The organism is Microbacterium galbinum (assembly GCF_023091225.1).
Classification (GTDB): Bacteria; Actinomycetota; Actinomycetes; order Actinomycetales; family Microbacteriaceae; genus Microbacterium; species Microbacterium galbinum.
The window spans coordinates 219,283-236,624 of record NZ_JAHWXM010000002.1 but is presented as its reverse complement, the minus strand read 5'-3'; the positions used below and the strand labels follow the sequence as shown (position 1 = coordinate 236,624).

At 70.1% G+C, this 17,342-nt stretch carries 18 protein-coding genes and 1 tRNA gene; 5 read left to right on the top strand and 14 right to left on the bottom strand.

What is annotated here, in order from left to right; genetic code table 11:
* Positions 1-26: 26 nt before the first annotated feature.
* From KZC52_RS15215 to KZC52_RS15205, 3 genes are read right to left on the bottom strand one after another with little or no spacing between them, the layout of a single operon-like run.
* Positions 27-1,682: a DNA repair helicase XPB gene (locus KZC52_RS15215; protein ID WP_247624985.1), complete on the bottom strand. Its 1,656-nt coding sequence runs from the start codon at positions 1,680-1,682 to the stop codon at positions 27-29.
* A 37-nt stretch (positions 1,683-1,719) separates the two neighbouring features.
* Positions 1,720-3,429: a helicase-associated domain-containing protein gene (locus tag KZC52_RS15210; protein ID WP_247624984.1), complete on the bottom strand. Its 1,710-nt coding sequence runs from the start codon at positions 3,427-3,429 to the stop codon at positions 1,720-1,722.
* A gap of 13 nt (positions 3,430-3,442) precedes the next feature.
* On the bottom strand, positions 3,443-3,715 hold the full coding sequence (locus KZC52_RS15205; RefSeq protein WP_247624983.1) for a multidrug ABC transporter ATPase: 273 nt from the start codon (positions 3,713-3,715) through the stop codon (positions 3,443-3,445).
* Positions 3,716-3,835: 120 nt separating this feature from the next.
* Between KZC52_RS15205 and KZC52_RS15200 the strand changes: the two genes are divergently transcribed.
* Both KZC52_RS15200 and KZC52_RS15195 read left to right on the top strand, forming a co-directional pair.
* A complete protein-coding gene (locus tag KZC52_RS15200; protein WP_247624982.1) occupies positions 3,836-4,216 on the top strand; it encodes a cold-shock protein in 381 nt (126 codons plus the stop codon).
* Positions 4,200-4,826: a DUF3027 domain-containing protein gene (locus tag KZC52_RS15195; protein ID WP_247624981.1), complete on the top strand. Its 627-nt coding sequence runs from the start codon at positions 4,200-4,202 to the stop codon at positions 4,824-4,826. Before KZC52_RS15200 ends, KZC52_RS15195 begins: the two co-directional genes overlap by 17 nt.
* A 51-nt stretch (positions 4,827-4,877) precedes the next feature.
* Here KZC52_RS15195 and serC read toward each other — a convergent pair whose 3' ends face one another.
* Positions 4,878-5,990, bottom strand: coding sequence for a phosphoserine transaminase (gene serC / locus KZC52_RS15190; protein ID WP_247624980.1), 1,113 nt, complete (start codon positions 5,988-5,990; stop codon positions 4,878-4,880).
* Positions 5,991-6,091: 101 nt separating this feature from the next.
* Here serC and KZC52_RS15185 point away from each other — a divergent pair, with 101 nt between their 5' ends.
* The 3 genes from KZC52_RS15185 to KZC52_RS15175 all read left to right on the top strand — a co-directional run bounded on the left by KZC52_RS15185 (position 6,092) and on the right by KZC52_RS15175 (position 8,690).
* Positions 6,092-6,793, top strand: a complete 702-nt coding sequence (locus KZC52_RS15185) for an iron-dependent transcriptional repressor DtxR (RefSeq protein WP_247624979.1) — start codon at positions 6,092-6,094, stop codon at positions 6,791-6,793.
* Positions 6,794-7,059: 266 nt separating this feature from the next.
* Entirely contained in the window at positions 7,060-7,854 is a 795-nt protein-coding gene (locus KZC52_RS15180) for a M23 family metallopeptidase (protein WP_247624978.1), read from the top strand.
* Between the two features lie 338 nt (positions 7,855-8,192).
* Positions 8,193-8,690 (top strand): HNH endonuclease, encoded by a 498-nt coding sequence (locus KZC52_RS15175; RefSeq protein WP_247624977.1) that lies wholly within the window; start codon positions 8,193-8,195, stop codon positions 8,688-8,690.
* Between the two features lie 30 nt (positions 8,691-8,720).
* On the opposite strand, the gene KZC52_RS15170 is transcribed toward KZC52_RS15175, so the two are convergent.
* The 10 genes from KZC52_RS15170 to idi all read right to left on the bottom strand — a co-directional run bounded on the left by KZC52_RS15170 (position 8,721) and on the right by idi (position 17,309).
* Positions 8,721-9,248, bottom strand: coding sequence for a hypothetical protein (locus KZC52_RS15170; RefSeq protein ID WP_247624976.1), 528 nt, complete (start codon positions 9,246-9,248; stop codon positions 8,721-8,723).
* A gap of 35 nt (positions 9,249-9,283) precedes the next feature.
* A tRNA-Arg gene (locus KZC52_RS15165) sits at positions 9,284-9,357 on the bottom strand.
* A gap of 65 nt (positions 9,358-9,422) precedes the next feature.
* On the bottom strand, positions 9,423-11,609 hold the full coding sequence (locus KZC52_RS15160) for an MMPL family transporter (protein ID WP_247624975.1): 2,187 nt from the start codon (positions 11,607-11,609) through the stop codon (positions 9,423-9,425).
* 27 nt (positions 11,610-11,636) lie between these two features.
* On the bottom strand, positions 11,637-12,527 hold the full coding sequence (locus KZC52_RS15155; protein ID WP_247624974.1) for a prenyltransferase: 891 nt from the start codon (positions 12,525-12,527) through the stop codon (positions 11,637-11,639).
* Positions 12,524-12,868 (bottom strand): lycopene cyclase domain-containing protein, encoded by a 345-nt coding sequence (locus tag KZC52_RS15150; RefSeq protein WP_247624973.1) that lies wholly within the window; start codon positions 12,866-12,868, stop codon positions 12,524-12,526. Before KZC52_RS15150 ends, KZC52_RS15155 begins: the two co-directional genes overlap by 4 nt.
* Positions 12,865-13,212: a lycopene cyclase domain-containing protein gene (locus KZC52_RS15145; protein WP_247624972.1), complete on the bottom strand. Its 348-nt coding sequence runs from the start codon at positions 13,210-13,212 to the stop codon at positions 12,865-12,867. The genes KZC52_RS15150 and KZC52_RS15145 overlap by 4 nt, the downstream gene beginning before the upstream one ends.
* Entirely contained in the window at positions 13,212-14,810 is a 1,599-nt protein-coding gene (gene crtI, locus KZC52_RS15140; protein WP_247624971.1) for a phytoene desaturase family protein, read from the bottom strand. The genes KZC52_RS15145 and crtI overlap by 1 nt, the downstream gene beginning before the upstream one ends.
* On the bottom strand, positions 14,807-15,709 hold the full coding sequence (locus KZC52_RS15135) for a phytoene/squalene synthase family protein (protein ID WP_247624970.1): 903 nt from the start codon (positions 15,707-15,709) through the stop codon (positions 14,807-14,809). The genes crtI and KZC52_RS15135 overlap by 4 nt, the downstream gene beginning before the upstream one ends.
* On the bottom strand, positions 15,706-16,785 hold the full coding sequence (locus KZC52_RS15130) for a polyprenyl synthetase family protein (RefSeq protein ID WP_247624969.1): 1,080 nt from the start codon (positions 16,783-16,785) through the stop codon (positions 15,706-15,708). Before KZC52_RS15130 ends, KZC52_RS15135 begins: the two co-directional genes overlap by 4 nt.
* A gap of 2 nt (positions 16,786-16,787) precedes the next feature.
* The gene (gene idi, locus KZC52_RS15125) at positions 16,788-17,309 is read right to left on the bottom strand and encodes an isopentenyl-diphosphate Delta-isomerase (protein ID WP_247624968.1); all 522 of its coding nucleotides are present in this window, start codon (positions 17,307-17,309) and stop codon (positions 16,788-16,790) included.
* Between the last annotated feature and the right edge of the window lie 33 nt (positions 17,310-17,342).

The following is a 17,342-nucleotide window of genomic DNA, read 5'->3' as shown; positions in this document are numbered from 1 at the left end:
GATTATCTGCCGGTGCGCCCCGTCGATCAGCGGTCAGCGAACGATGAGGCGAGGTCGTGCGCGTCGAGGATCGTGTAGCTGTAGCCCTGCTCGGCGAGGAAGCGCTGGCGGTTCTGGGCGTAGTCCTGGTCGATCGTGTCGCGGGCGATCAGGGTGTAGAAGCTGGCGGTGTGACCCGACTGCTTCGGGCGCAGCAGACGGCCGAGGCGCTGGGCCTCCTCCTGGCGCGATCCGAACGATCCCGACACCTGGATGGCGACGGATGCCTCGGGCAGATCGATCGAGAAGTTCGCGACCTTCGACACGACGAGCAGCTCGATCTCGCCCTCGCGGAACTGGCGGTACAGCTCCTCGCGCTCGTCGACCGGTGTCGCTCCGGTGATCTGCGGCGCATCGAGTGCCTGCGACAGCGTCTCGAGCTGGTCGAGGTACTGACCGATCACGAGGATCCGCTCGCCCGGGTGCTTCGCGATCAGCTCCCGCACGGCGTCGATCTTGGCCGGCGCCGAGGCGGCGAGACGATAGCGCTCGTCGTCGGTGGCGGCCGCGTACTCGAGCCGGTCGTCCGGTGGCAGGTCGACGCGCACCTCGTAGCAGGCGGCGGGGGAGATGAAGCCCTGCGCCTCGATCTGCTTCCACGGTGCGTCGAAGCGCTTGGGGCCGATCAGGCTGAAGACATCGCCCTCGCGACCGTCCTCGCGCACGAGCGTGGCGGTCAGGCCGATGCGGCGGCGGGCCTGCAGGTCGGCGGTGAGCTTGAACACCGGCGCGGGAAGGAGGTGCACCTCGTCGTAGACGATCAGACCCCAGTCGAGCGCGTCGAGGAGCGCCAGGTGCGCGTACTCGCCCTTCCGCTTGGCCGTGAGGATCTGGTACGTCGCGATCGTGACCGGCTTGACCTCCTTGGACTGGCCGGAGTACTCGCCGATCTCCTCGGGGGTGAGGCTCGTGCGCTTGAGCAGTTCGTCGCGCCACTGGCGGGCCGACACCGTGTTCGTGACGAGGATGAGCGTGGTCGTCTTGGTCGCCGCCATCGCGCCGGCGCCGACGATCGTCTTCCCCGCGCCGCAGGGGAGCACCACGACCCCGGAGCCGTCCTTCGCGAAGGCGTCGACGGCATCCTGCTGGTAGGGGCGGATCTTCCACGAGCTCTCGGCGAGGTCGATCTCGTGCGGTGTGCCCGGCGTGTACCCGGCGAGGTCCTCGGCCGGCCAGCCGATCTTGAGGAGCTCCTGCTTGATCTGGCCGCGGGCCCAGGCGTCGACGACGAAGGTCTCGGGAGTCGGGTGACCGATCAGCAGCGGCTGGATGCGCTTGTTGTGCGCGACCTGCGACAGCACGGCGGGGTCGGTGGAGCGCAGGATCAGCACGCCCTCCTCGTCGCGCTCGATCACCAGACGGCCGTAACGGTTCACCGTCTCCTTCAGATCGACGGCCACGGAGGGCGGCACGGGGAAGCGCGACCAGCGGTCGAGGGTCTCGAGCATGTCGTCGGCGGTGTGCCCGGCGGCGCGTGCGTTCCACAGTCCCAGGCGTGTGATGCGGTACGTGTGGATGTGCTCGGGGGCGCGCTCGAGCTCGGCGAAGATCGCCAGTTCGTGGCGCGCGCTCTCGGCATCCGCGTGGGCGACCTCGAGCAGCACGGTGCGATCGCTCTGGACGATCAGGGGGCCATCAGACATAGCAGACAATCCTACCCGCGCCCGGCTGTGCGGGCGCCTACGGGGCGACGATCGTCGCGCTGCGGATGCTCGACACGGGCAGGGTGCGCTCGACGTCGGCCGCTCGGTCGCGACCGCGCAGACGTCCGCCGCCGAGCCCGGTCGCTTCGAGGAGGAGGTCTCGGGTCGATCCGTCGGGCATGCCCACGGTGACGCGCACCACGGCACGCGCGCGGACGGCGGCCTCGAGTTCGCGGTCGAGCCAGGCGGCATCCGCGTCGGGGCCCTGTCGCGAGCGCAGGCGGGCGATCAACGGCGCGTAGTCGACGGCGGCGGTTGCCGGCGCGGTCGCCGTTCGCGGCGGATGCCGGTCGCCGATGAGAGGCGCGCCGTCGGCGCCGATGAGCGTGGCCGGGTACCGCGCATCGGTGAGCGCCCAGTACACCGTGTCGCGACCGACCTTGGTGGTGAGAGAGGCGACGTGAGCGGTCAGGCCGAGCGGGCGCAGGCTCTGGTCGACGGCCATCGCGTCGATGAGGTGCCGGTCGTCGCTCTCGATGCGCGTGCGTCCGGTCTCGTCGTCGGTCGACACGCGCACCAGCCCGTGACGCTGGGCGGTCTGGGCGATGAGGTAGGCGAGCGGCTGCGGGATGCCCGTCAGCGAGATACCGCCGAGGAAGTCGAGGATGCCCTGTTCGCTCTCACCGACGACGAAGGCGTGCGCGATCGACTCCGCGGTGAAGCGGTAGGAGGATGCCTGCGCCGCGGATTCGCGAGCGGCGATCGTGCGCAGCCGCACGTCGAGCGCGGGGGCGAGGGGGCCGGGGGCGATCGCCGTGAGGTCGTTCTGGAGGAAGAAGCGATCGACCTCGGCGGGCAGCAGGACGCCGAGCGCCGAGGTGTCGGCGGGGGCTCCCTCGCGCAGCGGCGTCGCCCACGCGGGCTCGCTGCCGTCTCCGGCGACGAGTCCGAGCAGTCGGGCCGTCTCGCGCAGCGCGCGGCTGCGGTCGGGCCAGGCGGGATCCCACGGGTGCGCGTCGATCCAGGCGTCGGTGGCGATCCAGCCGCCGCTCGGGGTGCGCACGCCGCGGGGGAGCGCGTCGCGGAACGACGTCGCGAGTCTCGTCCAGCGATCTGATGCCGAGGAGCGCAACCAGCCGTCGCCGTCCGCGGTCACGCGCAGTCGACGCTCGGCCGCGGTGGCGAGCCCCGCGTCGACGGCGATCGACACGAGGGCGTCCACCAGGTCGACCGCGATCCCCGCCTCGGCGAGCTGGCGCTTCTCCGCGGCGCTCACGGTGCCGCCCGCGAGGAGCGAGAACGGGGCATCCCGGGTGATCATCAGCAGGTCGGCGAGGACGGCGACCGTGGTGAAGGCGCGCTCGGCGGCGTGCGCCGACGGCGCAGGGTCGGAAGGGTGCGGCGCCGATGCGTCGAGCGGTGCGGGGGCGGGGCGACCCTCGAGCGCCGTCGCGAGCTCCGGCCAGGTCGAGCCGTCGGCGGTCAGGAGCGCGAGGGCGTCGAGGGCCTCGCGCTGATCGCCGGCGTCGCCCGCGCCGTCCGCACGCAGCAGGGCCGCCGCCTCATCCGAGGTCAGCCGGGGCAGCACCTTGGCCAGTGACGACGGATCGAGCAGGGCCTCGGCAGCGTCGAAGAAGTCGTGCCACCCGGGGTCGGCGCGCACACCGCGCGCGGCGAAGAGCCGCGTGAGGTCGTCGTCGCCCGCCGCAGCCAGGCGATCGGCCAGCGGTCGTGCGTGCGTGCTCATGACGAGGCCGCCCTCAGGGTCGCGATGCGCGACCCTTCCGGATGAAGCTCATGGTCAGCAGCGTGATGATCATCGCGAAGGCGAGGGGGAGCCCCCAGTAGGGAATGAACGCGATGACGGGCCAGGCGCCGTGGCCGAACGCCTTCTGATCCATGCCGAGCGCGGTTCCGATGATGATCGCGAAGAAGCAGATGACGGATGCCGCGGCGATGCCGAGCGCCGTGAAGGCCAGGATGCGATCCACTCGGCGGATCGGAACATCCGGCTGGGAGTTCTGCGTGCTCATCAGTCTCACCCTACCCGCACCGGGGCCTTCGAGATCTCGCGGCCGGTGACCGGTAGGCTGGAGGGGGTCGCGCACGTGCGCGGCTGTCTTGTTCTGCACCGATTCAGCGAGGTTTCTCCCATGCCCACCGGCAAGGTCAGGTTCTACGACGAAGACAAGGGCTTCGGCTTCATCGCATCCGATGACGGCCAGGACGTCTTCCTGCATGCGTCGGCGATGCCCGCCGGCACCGCCGTCAAGGCGGGCGCCCGCGTCGAGTTCGGCGTCGCCGACGGCAAGCGCGGTCTGCAGGCGCTCTCGGTCCGCGTGCTCGAAGCGCCGGTGAGCCTCGCGAAGGCCAAGCGGAAGCCGGCCGACGACATGGCGATCATCGTCGAGGACCTCGTGAAGCTGCTCGACGGCATCGGCGGCGATCTGCGTCGCGGACGCTACCCGTCCTCCTCCCACGGCCGCAAGATCGCGGCCGTCCTGCGCAAGGTCGCTGATGACCTCGAAGCCTGACGCCGACGAGCGTCTCATCGGAGCCCACGATCTCGCGCTCGCCGCGCTGCGCGAGATCACTCCCGCGAACACCATCGGCCCCGCTGCCGGCTTCCTCCCCGAGGAGGACGGCTCGGTCTCGCTGCGCTTCGAGAACCGCCTCGCCGGCTACCCCGGCTGGTACTGGATCGTGACGGTCGCACGGGTCGACGACGAGGACCCGACGGTGCTCGAGGTCGAGCTGCTGCCCGGCGACGGTGCGCTTCTCGCACCCGAGTGGGTGCCGTGGGCCGAGCGTCTCGCCGACTACCGTGCGCACCAGGTCGAACTGGCCGAGCAGGCCGCAGCCGCCGGTGACGATTCCGGCGCGGCGGTCGACGGTGCCGCCGACGACGAGAGCGACGACGCGGATGACGATCTCGACGACGACGATCTCGACGACGACGAGCCGGACATCCTCCACGCCGGGGATCTCGACGGTGTCGACATCGACGAGCTCGACGAGGAGTCCGAGGACGACGAGTCGGAGGACGAGGAGTCGGAAGATGAGGAGTCGGAAGATGACGACTCGGAAGAAGACGATTCCGACGACGACGACGATTCGGACGAGGACTCCGACGACGAGGAGTGATCCTCCCCGGCATCCGGGGAGGGGCGCGGGCTCAGGGCCCGCGCCCGCACCTCAGGAAGCGGTGTTCGCGAGCACGAAGTCGATCGCGCGGGTGAGCTGGCGCACGTCGTCGGGCTCGATCGACACGAAGGTCGCGACGCGCAGCTGATTGCGCCCGAGCTTGCGGTACGGCTCCGTGTCGACGATCCCGTTGGCGCGGAGCGTCTTCGCGATCGCCGCCGCGTCGATGCTGTCGTCGAAGTCGATCGTGACGACGACGGGGGAGCGGTGCGCCGCTTCCGCGACGAAGGGTGTCGCGACCGAGGAGGCCTCCGCCCAGTCGTAGAGCACGCCGGAGGACTCGGCGGTGCGGGCGGCGGCCCAGCTCAGGCCCCCGTTGTCGAGGATCCACCGCAGCTGGCTGTCGAGCAGGTGCAGAGTCGTCAGCGCCGGGGTGTTGAGCGTCTGGTTCAGACGCGAGTTGTCGAGCGCGTTCTTCAGGCTCAGGAACTCCGGGATGTACCGATCGGATGCCGCGATCCGCTCGATCCGCTCGATCGCCGCCGGCGAGGCGACGGCGAACCACAGCCCGCCGTCGGACCCGAGGTTCTTCTGCGGCGCGAAGTAGTAGAGGTCGGCCTGCGTGGCGTCGAAGTCGATGCCGCCCGCGGCGCTGGTCGCGTCGATGACGGTCAGTGCCCCCTCGGAGGCGACGCGCTCGACGGGAACGGCCACGCCGGTGGAGGTCTCGTTGTGCGGCCAGGCGTAGACGTCGACGCCGTCGACGATCTGCGCGGTCGTCGCCGATCCGGGCTCGGCCTTGCGCACGTCGGGGGCATCGAGCCAGGGGGCTCCCGCAGCCGCGGCGAACTTGCCACCGAACTCGCCGAAGACGAGGTTCTGGCTGCGGCGCTCGATGAGGCCGAAGGCCGCCGCGTCCCAGAACGCCGTGGACCCGCCGTTGCCGACCAGGATCTCGTATCCCTCCGGCGCACGGAACAGGGCGGAGAGCTGCTCGCGCACGCTGCCCACGAGGTTCTTCACGGGTGCCTGGCGGTGCGAGGTGCCGAGGATCGACGCTCCCGCGGTCACCAGAGCCTCGAGCTGCGCGGGGCGCACCTTCGAGGGTCCGCAGCCGAAACGGCCGTCGACGGGCAGGAGGTCACGCGGAATCTCGATCGCCATGCGTAGATTCTACGGGGGCGCGCAGGGCGTGTTTCACCGTGCGCGAGCCCGATGTCCGTGCGGGAATGTAGGCTTGCCTAAGAACCTCGGAGGGCCAGAACATGACGGATCTGATCGACACCACGGAGATGTACCTCCGCACCATCCTCGAACTCGAGGAGGAGAACATCGTTCCGCTGCGTGCGCGCATCTCCGAGCGCCTCGGCCACTCGGGTCCCACGGTCTCGCAGACCGTCGGCCGGATGGAGCGCGACGGCCTGGTGATCGTCTCGGAGGATCGCACGCTCGAGCTCACCGATGCCGGCCGCCGCAAGGCCGTCGACGTGATGCGCAAGCATCGCCTCGCCGAGCGCCTCCTGTCCGATGTGATCGGACTCGACTGGGCGTTCGTGCACGAAGAGGCCTGCCGCTGGGAGCACGTCATGAGCGAGCAGGTCGAGCGTCGCCTCGTCGAGCTCCTCGGGCACCCGACCGAGTCGCCCTACGGCAACCCGATCCCCGGTCTCGACCAGCTCGGCGACCTTCCGGCGCGCACCTTCGACGAGGGCGTCATCGGCCTCGTGCAGAAGCTGAATGCGGCGGGTGAACCGATCGACGGCACCGTCCGTCGCCTCGCCGAGCCCGCGCAGGTCGACCCCGAACTGCTCGAGCAGCTGCGCGACGCGGGCGTCATGCCCGGTGCGCGCGGCGACTTCCGCTTCAACGAGGGATACGTCCTGATCCAGATGGAGGGCAAGGATGACGGGCTCGAGCTTCCCGTCGAGCTGGCCTCGCACATCTTCCTCGTCGGGGAGCCTGCCTGAAAATGGCTCCTGAACTGGCTCTCCGAGGATTGCCAGGTTCACAGGGTGACATGATCGTTATCTTCCGGTAACCTCGGTCGAGTCGTCCGCGAAGCCCGCAGACGATGAATCGCGTCGGTTGCCTCCCAGGCTCGTCGTCGACGCGGTGAGAAACGCACAACGTACCCGAGATACACACGTGCCACGAGAGCAGAGTGCCGACGAGTCAGCGCTACCCGAGCGCGCAGGCGCTGGAGGATGTTTTGGTCGCAGACAACGAATTGCCCGTGAAGAAATCTGAAGACCGCGCTGTCGCCCGCCGTACCGGTGGGAAGAACGGCACCCGCTCCATCGCGAAGCCGATCCGGTCGGTCGCCATCTTCGGGGCAGTCGGTGCTCTGGTCGCCGCCGTCGCTCTGCCCGCCTACGCCGCCACCAAGCCGGCAGAGGCCGCCACCACCGTCCAGCAGCTCGCCGCCGTTGACGCGCAGTCGCTCGTCGTGGCCTCCGAGGCCACTGCAGCTCCCCTCGATCGCGGAACCTTCACGGCGACCACGCCGGAGGAGATCGAGAAGAAGAAGGCCGAAGAAGCTGCCGCCGCACGGGCCGCTGAGGCGGCGAAGGCCGCCGCTGCCAGCACCAGCACCAGCTTCAACACCGCGGGCTACGCGCTCGTCGCGCCCGGATCGGGCGAGGTCCGTTATCCGCTTCCCCTCGGCTCCTGGAACGTCAGCCGCACGGTCGGCGGCGGTCACAACGGCGCCGACATGCTCGCCCCCGCGGGCACCCCGATCTACGCGGCCGCGGCCGGCGTCGTGCGCGCCTCGGCCGAGAGCATCGGCGGATACGGCGTCTGCGTCATGCTCGACAGCGTCATCGGTGGCCAGCGCGTGCAGACCACATACGGCCACATGATCTACGGCTCGCGTCAGGTGCAGCAGGGGCAGACCGTCGAAGCCGGCCAGCTCATCGGTTACGTCGGCAGCACCGGTCGCTCGACCGCCAACCACCTCCACTTCGAGGTCTGGGTCAACGGCGGACTCGTCGAGCCCATCGGTTGGCTCGGCGCCAACGCCGGCTGACCTTTCTTGAGCCGCTCGGCGGGGCGATCGCTGGGCGAACACGCCCGAACGTTCACCGGCTGTTTCGCCCTGCACCGTCCGTAATGGGTTAGCCTGAACCCGTCGTCGAACTGACGGGAGAAGCCGATGGACACGCAACCGAGTATCCGCACCATGGATGCCCTCGGTCGTCACGTCCTCCGGCATTGCCCGCAGGGACGCCGCGGTTCTTCCGCGCGCAGAAGGCGCTGTCTCTAGACAGCGCCTTTTTTCGTCTCTGCGATCATTCCTCCGCCAGCACGACGTCGTGTGAGTCGAGAGTGCCGGGAAGCCGTCCCGGCGGATCGAGAGGATGACGAATGCGCACACTTGTCCTGAACGCGGGCTACGAGCCCCTGGCGATCGTGTCGTTCAAGCGGGCCCTCGTGCTCGTGATGAACGACAAGGCCTCCGTGATCGAACGCATCGAGGGGGACCCCGTCTGGGGGAGCCGCGGTGCCTACGACCGCCCGGCGGTGATCATCCTCTCGCGCTACGTGCGCGTGCCGAACAGCAGACGCGTGCCGGTCACCCGTCGCGGCGTGCTGCGTCGCGACAATCATCGGTGCGGTTACTGCGGCAAGGCGGCGTCGACCATCGACCACGTGATGCCGCGTTCGCGAGGCGGAGCCGACTCGTGGGAGAACCTCGTCGCCTGCTGCCTGCGCTGCAACAACGTCAAGAGCAATCGCACACCGCAGGAGATGCGCTGGGAGCTACGGTTCGTTCCTCGGCCTCCGCACGGCACGGCGTGGACCGTGCGCGGCACCGAGCGCAGCGACCCGCGGTGGGAGCCGTACCTGGCGCTGGCGGCCTGACCGCGAGCGACAGGCGCGACTCGGAACGGATCAGAGGAAGTAGTCGAGCGCGAGTTTCGCGAGGATGCCGATCGAGCCGAGCACGATCCCGATGATCGCCATCGTCGTATGGGCACCGCTGGTGGGAAGCCCCTGACGACGCGCGGTCGACTGCGTGCGGAGGGTGAACACGCCCATCCCGATGCCGATGAATCCGGCGATCCAGGGCAGGACGATGATCGAGACCGCTCCGGCGACGACCGAGATGATGCTGCTGGTCTGTGGTGACGTCTGCTTCCGACCGGCGGGCACGGGGGTCTGACCGGGGTAGCCGTAGGGCGCGACCTGCTGCGGGGGCTGGACGGGCTGCGGCGGCGTCGCGTACTGCGGCGTGACCGGAGGCGCATACTGCGGTGCGACCGGCGGTGCAGACTGCGGCGCGGGCGGCGGCTGGTACCCGAGCGGACTCGCGGTGGGTGCCGGGGGAACGGGCGGCACCGACGTGGCCGGCGGGACGGGCGGGATGCCCGCGCCCGGTGCGGGCGGCGGAACGTACGGGTTCTGCGTCGGATCGGTCATCGTCGTGTCCCCACTCGTCGTCGGATGATCATCGGTGCCCTCGACAGGATTCGAACCTGCGACCTGCCCTTTAGGAGAGGGCTGCTCTATCCTGCTGAGCTACGGGGGCCTGGGCTCCAGTCTAGCGACCGGATACGGCAGGCCCCCGAGGTGCAGTCGAGGCTCGGCAGAGACTCAGTCCAGGCCCCGGCGCCAGAGCTTCGACGGCCACCAGATCCTCTTGCCGATGTCGTAGGCGAGCGCGGGCACGAGCAGCGACCGCACGATGAACGTGTCGAGCAGCACCCCGAACGCCACGATGAACGCGAGCTGCACGAGGAAGAGGATCGGGATCACCGAGAGCGCGGCGAACGTCGCGGCCAGCACGAGGCCCGCCGAGGTGATGACGCCGCCCGTGATCGACAGTCCGCGCAGCACACCCTCGCGCGTGCCGTGCGCCAGGGATTCCTCGCGCACGCGCGTCATCAGGAAGATGTTGTAGTCGATACCGAGGGCGACGAGGAAGACGAAACCGTAGAGCGGCACGGCGGGGTCCGCCCCGGGGAAGTCGAAGATGCCGTTGAAGACCAGCGCCGAGACGCCCATCGCGGTGCCGAACGACAGCACCGTGGTGAGGATCAGGAGCACCGGCGCGAGGATCGAGCGCAGCAGCAGCATCAGGATCAGCATGATGACGACGAGGATCACGGGGATGATCAGATTGCGATCGTGGATCGACGCGTCGTTCGTGTCGATCGCCGTCGCCGTCACGCCGCCGACCAGGGCGTCGACGCCCGCGAGCTCGGTGCGCAGGGAGCGGACGGTCTCGGCCGCGGCATCCGAATCGGCGGCGTCGGTGAGCGTCGCCTGCAGCAGCACCTCACCGTCGACGACCGTCGGATCGGGTGCGGCGGTTCCGGGAGGGCCGACCGCGACGATGCCATCGGTCGTCACGCTCGCGGTTCCGCTGGGGGAATCGGATGCCGTGACCGCGACGCTGTCGACGCCGTCGTTCGCGAGCAGCACATCTGCGGCATCCTGCAGGGAGTCCTCGGCGACGATCACGTAGGCCGGGCTGCCCGAACCGCCCGGGAAGTGCTCACCGAGCGCCGCCTGGCCGTCGCGCGCCTCGGACGCGCCGAGCACGAGATCGGACTGCGGCACGCCCACCGCGTTGAGCTGAGTGATGCCCGCGGCGCCGGCGAGCAGCACCAGCGTCGTGACGATCCAGATCACCCGCGGTCGACGGGTGATGACTCCCGCGAGGCGCGCCCAGAGGCCCGTGGTGCGCATGCCGTGCTCTTCGGCGACGACCTCCGGCTCGAACCGCGGCCGCCGCGGCCAGAACACCGCGCGACCGAAGAGCAGCAGCAGTGCGGGCAGCAGGCTGAGCGCCGCGAGCATCGCGAAGACGATACCGATCGCCGCGACCGGACCGAGGGTGCTGTTCGACTTGAGATCGCTCAGCAGCAGGCACAGCAGACCCGCGATCACCGTCCCGCCGGAGGCGACGATCGGCTCGAACGACCCCTTCCACGCGGCCATGACCGCCGTGCCCTTGTCTTCCGCGATGCGCAGTTCCTCGCGGAAGCGCGCGACGAACAGCAGCGCGTAGTCGGTCGCGGCGCCGATGACGAGGATGAAGAGGATGCCCTGGGTCTGCCCGCTCAGCAGCAGGACCTCGAACTTCGCGAGCCACCACACCACCAGCAGAGCGACGCAGAGCGCGAAGAGGCTGGTGGAGAGCACCACGAGCGGCAGCAGGAACGAGCGGTAGACGAGCACGAGGATCACCAGAACGGCGAGGAGCGCGACGCCCAAGAGAAGCCCGTCGATGCCCGCGAACCCGGCGGCGAGATCGGCGGTGAATCCGGCGGGGCCCGTGATGTACACGCTGACGCCGTCCGGGGCGGAGGCGCGCAGCTCGTCGCCGAGCTCGGCCGTGACGTCCTTCAGCTCGGCGTCTCCACTGATCGGGATGAACGCCTGCACCGCGTATCCGTCGTCGGAGACGAGCGCGGGCGAGACGTCGTCGGCGATGCCCTCGAGCGAGGGGGTGTCGGCGACGGCGTCCGTGATCGCGGAGATCTCGGCATCCGTCAGCGTCGTCTCGGAGGTGAAGACGGCGATCGCGGGGATCTCGTCGCTGTCGCGGAAATCGCCCAGCAGCTCCTGCACCTGGGTGGCGTCCGCCGACTCGGGGAGGTAGGTGGTCTGGTCGTTGGAGGAGACCTCGTCGACCTTGCCGAAGAGCGGGCCGCCGAGCGACGCGCCCACGAGCCAGACCAGGATCAGCGCGACCGGCAGGAACACGCGCACCCAGGAGTGGCGGCGTGAGCGTTCGCGGATGGTCGGCGTCGTGGCGCGGTCGGATCGGGGCATGGTGAGGGCCTTTCGGGTGATGCGGGGTCAGGAGACCCAGGCGAGGATGAGGATCATCGTCGCCAGGAAGCCGGCGAAGTAGTTCAGGAAGATGAAGCGGCGCCAGGCTCGGTTGGTCGCGCCGGAGTCCTCATCGCTCACGCGCCACCACGGCGCGGCGTTGATCAGGTAGGGGAGGGCGAGCAGCGCACCGAGCGGTCCCGGCCAGGCCGTCAGCAGCATCAGGATGCCGGCGAGCGCCCACAGGCCCAGCGAGAGGCGCACGGTCGCGGCTGCGCCGATCACGGTCGCCACCGAGCCGATGCCGGCTTCGCGGTCGGGGCCGACGTCCTGCACCGCGCCGAACGCGTGCGCCGCCATGCCCCAGAGGAAGAAGGCCACGAGCACGAGCACGGTGTCGCGCGTGACGCCCGAGCCCGCCAGGGCCAGTCCGACGATCGCCGGGGTCACGAAGTGCAGGCTCGAGGTCACCGAATCGAGGAACGCGCGCTCCTTGAAGCGCAGACGAGGCGCGGAGTACGCGATCACCGCGAACACGCTGACCGCGAGCCACGCGGTCGACGCGGCGTTGCCCACCACGACGAGGTAGACCAGGAACGGGATGTTCGACACCGCCGCAGCCCACAGTGTCGGGCGGTGCATCCGCGGAGCGAGGAGCGCACCCTCGATGCCCCCCTTGCGCGGGTTCGCGAGATCCGAGGCGTAGTCGAACACATCGTTGATCCCGTACATGGCGAGGTTGTAGGGGATCAGGAAGTACACGAAGCCGATCACGACGGTGAGGTCGAGTTCGCGCGTCGTGAGCAGATAACCGGCGGCGAACGGGAACGCGGTGTTGATCCAGCTGATGGGGCGCGACGAGAGCAGGATCTGCCCCAGGTCGCGGGCGAGCGACGGGCGGGCAGCGGGTGCGGTCATGCGCAGGTCCTCTCAGAGGAAGGAGCGTCTTCCGGGGCGGTACGCCGCGAGCGGAGCGCAGCCCACAGCGCCGGCAGCAGCAGAGCGCCGGCGAGCGGATACGCGAAGTCCTCGATCGGGGCGAGGCCGATGTGCACGCCGAGCAGCTGCGGCCCGGCGTAGTGGAAGAGTTCGCTCGCGATCATGATCGTGTCGAACACTGCCGTCAGCGTGAGCATCACCAGGACGGTCAGGGCGACGGCACCGGCATGCGGACCTCGACCGCGAGCGAGGAGCGTCAGGCCGATCGCGATCACCACGGCGGCGCCGAGGAACCACGCGGCGAGCTGCAGGTAGGTCATCGCGCCTCCTCGCTCGGCACCGGGCGAGCGCGGCCGCGGGTGAGCAGGCGCACCGCCCCCGTGTAGACGACCATCGTGCAGATCACCAGGAACGTGAGGAAGACCGGCTCCTCGAGCGGCATCTCGGGCGCGAGCACGACGCCCGTCGCGATCGCGCCCTCGCCCCGGTAGAAGATGCCGGTGGCGATGCCGAAGACGTCCCAGATCAGGAAGAACGCCAGACCCGCGATCGTGACGACGGTCGCCGCGATCGCATCCCGCCAGAAGAACAGTCGGAAGCGCCGGTCGAGCAGCAGCATGCAGCCCGTCGAGACCAGCAGGGCGGCCAGGTACACGAAGCCCATCAGCGCCCCGTCGATCCGCGGGGAGTGCGCGCGGGCTCCGGAAGGGGGCCGGCGGAGTGATCGCCGCGGATGCGCTTGAGCACGATCTCCGCGCTGATCAGGCACATCGGCACACCGACGCCCGGCGCCGTCGTCGCCCCCGCGTAGTAGAGGCCGCGCACCCGCTTCGAGGCGTTCTGCGCGCGGAACATCGCGCTCTGCGACAGGATGTGCGCCGGCCCCAGCATCCCCCCGCTCCACGAGTGGTAGTCGTCGCGGAAGTCGGCCGGTCCCTTGGTCTCGCGCACCACGATCCGCTCTCGCAGGTCGGGGATGCCCGCCCAGGTCGAGACGAGGTCGATCGCGGCGTCGGCCGCGCGCTCGATCGTCGCCGATCCGGTGCCGTCGGAGCCGCCGTGGCCGAGGTCGGGGTCGGCGGGGACCGGCACGAGGATGAAGAGGTTCTCGTGACCGGCCGGGGCCACGGCGTCGTCGGTCGCGCTGGGGCGGCAGACGTACGTCGAGGCGGGGGAGGGGATGCGCTGCTCGGATCCGAAGATGGCGTCGAAGTTCGCGTCCCAGTCGTCGGTGAAGAACAGGGAGTGGTGCGGCAGCTCGGGGAGCGCACCGCGCACGCCGAGCATGACGAGCACCGCGCCGGGGCCGCTCGTGCGTCGGCTCCACCAGGATTCGGGATAGCTGCGCTGCTCGGCGGGCAGGAGCGCGGTCTCGGTGTGGTGCAGATCGGCGCCGGAGACCACGATATCGGCGTCTTCGATGTGGCGTTCGCCGGCGGCATCCGTCCATTCCACGCCGGTCGCGCGCGTCGCCCGACCGCGGCCGGTGGTGCGGATGCCGGTGACCTCCGCCTCGGTCACGATGCGCGCGCCCGCGTCGCGGGCCAGCGCCTCGATGCGCAGGGCGACGCCCCAGAAACCGCCCTGGGGGTAGCTGACGCCCTCGTCGAGGTCGAGCGCGCTCATGAGGTGGTACATCGCGGGGGCGCTGCGCGGATCGGTGCCGAGGAAGACCGCCGGATAGCCGAGGATCTGCCGGAGCAGCGGATCGCGGAACCGTCGGCCCGCGAAGGCCTGCAGGCGCGTGCCCAGGAGGGAGAACAGCCGCGGAGCAGCGCGCAGCACTTCTCCGGTCGTCAGCGTCGTCAGCCGGGTGAACGGGTTGTAGAGGAAATACTTCTCGGCCATCGAGGTCGCGTGGTGGGCCGAGTCGAGGTAGTCGGACAGCGCGCTCGCCGCACCCGGCTCGCGCGACTCGAACAGCCGGGAGACGGCGTCGCGCCCCGCCGGCACCGTCACCTCCGAGGTCGCCGCATCGCCCTGCGGCTGACGGAACACGCGATAGCCGGGGTCGAGCGGCACGAGATCGAGCTGTTCGGCGGCCGACGTGCCCATCATCGCGAACCAGTGGTCGAAGACCTCCGGCATCAGGTACCAGGAGGGGCCGGTGTCGAAGCGGAAGCCGTCGCGCTCGATGCTGCCCGCGCGCCCGCCGACCTGTGCGTTCTTCTCGAGAACGAGCACCTCGTGGCCGTCGCGTGCGAGCAGGCCCGCGGTCGCGAGGCCCGCGACGCCGGCGCCGATCACCACCACCCGGCTCATCGGGGCTCCACCGCGGTGACGAGCACGGAGCGTGCGGCGAGCACTGCCTTGAGCGGGTCGGGCACGCGCACGCGCCGTCGGTAGAGGTCGTCGACGGGGGTCTTCGCGACGCGTCGGGTGAGCGCGGCGAACAGGGCGAGCGCGCTGCGCACGGCGGCGCGCGCATCCTTCGGGAGGAGCGGGATCGAGGCGCGGGCGTCGTCGAGCTGGGTCTCGACGGTCGCGACCCAGGTGTCGCGGTCGGCGTCGGTGAGGCGCTCGGCCGTGCCGAGATAGCTGCGGCGCAGACGATCGGTGTCGTCGGCGAGGTCGCGCAGGAAGTTCACGTTCTGGAACGCGGCGCCGAGCTGGCGTGCGCCGTGCTCGAGCGTCTCGAGCTGCGCGGTCGTGCGCTCGGCGTCCCGCAGGAACACGCGCAGGCACATCAGGCCCACCACCTCTGCGGATCCGAACACGTACCGTGCGTGGGCGTCGGCGTCGTACGCCGCCGCCGCGTCCGCCGAGGGAATGTCGGCGCGCATCGAGTCGAAGAACGGCTGCGTGAGGTCCTCCCCGATGCCGCACGCGCGCGCCGTCTGCGCGAAGGCGTGCAGGATGAGGTCGCTGCTGTACCCCGTGCGCAGAGAGCGGTGGGTCTCGGCGATGTACGACGTCAGCGCGTCGGCCTGCGCTCCGGCGTCGAGCCCCGCCTCGGCGGCCACGCCGTCGACGATCTCGTCGGCGATCCGCACCATCGCGTAGATGTTGCGGATGTGCTGGCGGTGGCGGGGGCCGAGCAGCTTGGTCGCCATGCCGAACGACGTGGAATAGGCGCGGATCACGCCGGCGGTGGCGATCTCGGCGGTCCTGCTGAACCGGCGCAGGGATTCGTCGCCGCCGGTCGCGGGCGATGCGGTCACGATGCGCGCCCCTCGATGCGCGCGATCAGGGTGCGGATGCTGTCGATGACGTCGCCCGAGACGATGTGCGCGGACTCGATGTCGACCGCGACCGCGGATGCCGCGGCGAGCTCATCGGCGACGAGGCCCTGCACGAATCGCTCGGCCCCGCAGTCGCGCAGGTGTTCGCGGATGCGCACGGCCTCGTGCTCATCGAGCATCGTGGAGCCGAAGTGCTGCCGGATGTGGGGCCAGGCGGTCGTCATCCGCGCATAGGCGATGATGGCCGTCTCCTTGCCCTCGCGCAGGTCGGAGAACGCATCCTTGCCGTGCACCTCGTGATCGCCGAACACGCAGAGCAGGTCGTCCTGGAGCTGGAAGGCGAGTCCGAGATGACGGCCGATCGCCGCCAGGTCGTCTTCGAGCTCGGCCGAGGCCCCGGCGAGGATCGCCGCCGCCCGCAGAGGGAGCGAGAACGAGTAGGTCGCGGTCTTGTAGGTGCTCATCTCCAGGATCGTGCGGAGGTCCGGTTCGATGATCCCGTCGCCCAGGCCGACGTCGATGTGCTCCCCGGCGACGGTCTCGACGATGGTGTGCTCGATGAGGTCGAGCAGGCGCAGACGTGCGGCGGTCGAGACGCGGGCGCGCGCGAAGCCGAGAACCGAGGTCGCCAGCAGCAGGTCGCCCATGAGGATGGCGCTCGAGCGCGCCCAGTGCAGCTCGGAGTCCTCGCGCGCCCGGCCCGTGGACGCCGCGAGGGTACCGATGAGGTTCGGCTGCCGACGACGCACGAGGTCGCCGTCGATCACATCGTCGTGCAGGAGGAAGGCGTAGTGGAGCAGCTCGACCTCTGCGGCGATCTCGATGGCTGCTGTCTGGTCGACCTCCGAACCGGATGCCGACAGCGCTCGGTGCGCGTCGAGGAGCAGGCGAGGACGGATCATCTTGCCGCCCATCGCGTGCGCCGCGGCGGCACGCCAGAGCGCGGCGAACGGTTCTCCGTAGTTCTCGGCGGCGGAGCTGCGCTCGGCGAAGCGTTGCCGGAGGGCCTCCTCGACGCGGGTGCCGAGTTCGTCCTGAGTCGCGACGGAAGCCATGATCAGAGTGCTCCGCTCTCTCGGAGCAGCGGAAGCTGCTCGACCAGCCAGGGGCTGAAGGCGAAGGGGGTCCCGGCGACGGCGGCGGCGATGTCGGCGGCATCCGCCCACGCCCATTCCGCGACCTCGTCCGGTCGGGGGGAGAGGTCGCCGTCGAGTCGGGCGACGTAGACGGGGCACACCTCGTTCTCGACGATGCCGCTCGCGTCGACGGCGCGGTAGCGGTAATCGGGGAGCGCGGGCCGCAGATCGACGACGCGCGCACCGAGTTCTTCGTGTGCTCGGCGGTGCACGGCATCCGCGATGGCCTCACCCGGGCGGGGATGCCCGCAGAAGCTGTTCGTCCACACGCCGGGCCAGGTCTTCTTGGCGAGCGAACGGCGGGTGAGCAGAACCTGTCCGCGCGCGTTCAGCAGGTGGCAGGAGAAGGCCAGGTGAAGAGGGGTGTCGGTGGTGTGGACGTCGCTCTTCGGCAGGGAACCGATCGCGGTTCCGTTCTCGTCGAGAAGGGTCACGTCGTCCATGGCGTCCTCTGCAGGTCATTTCACTAGCTTGGC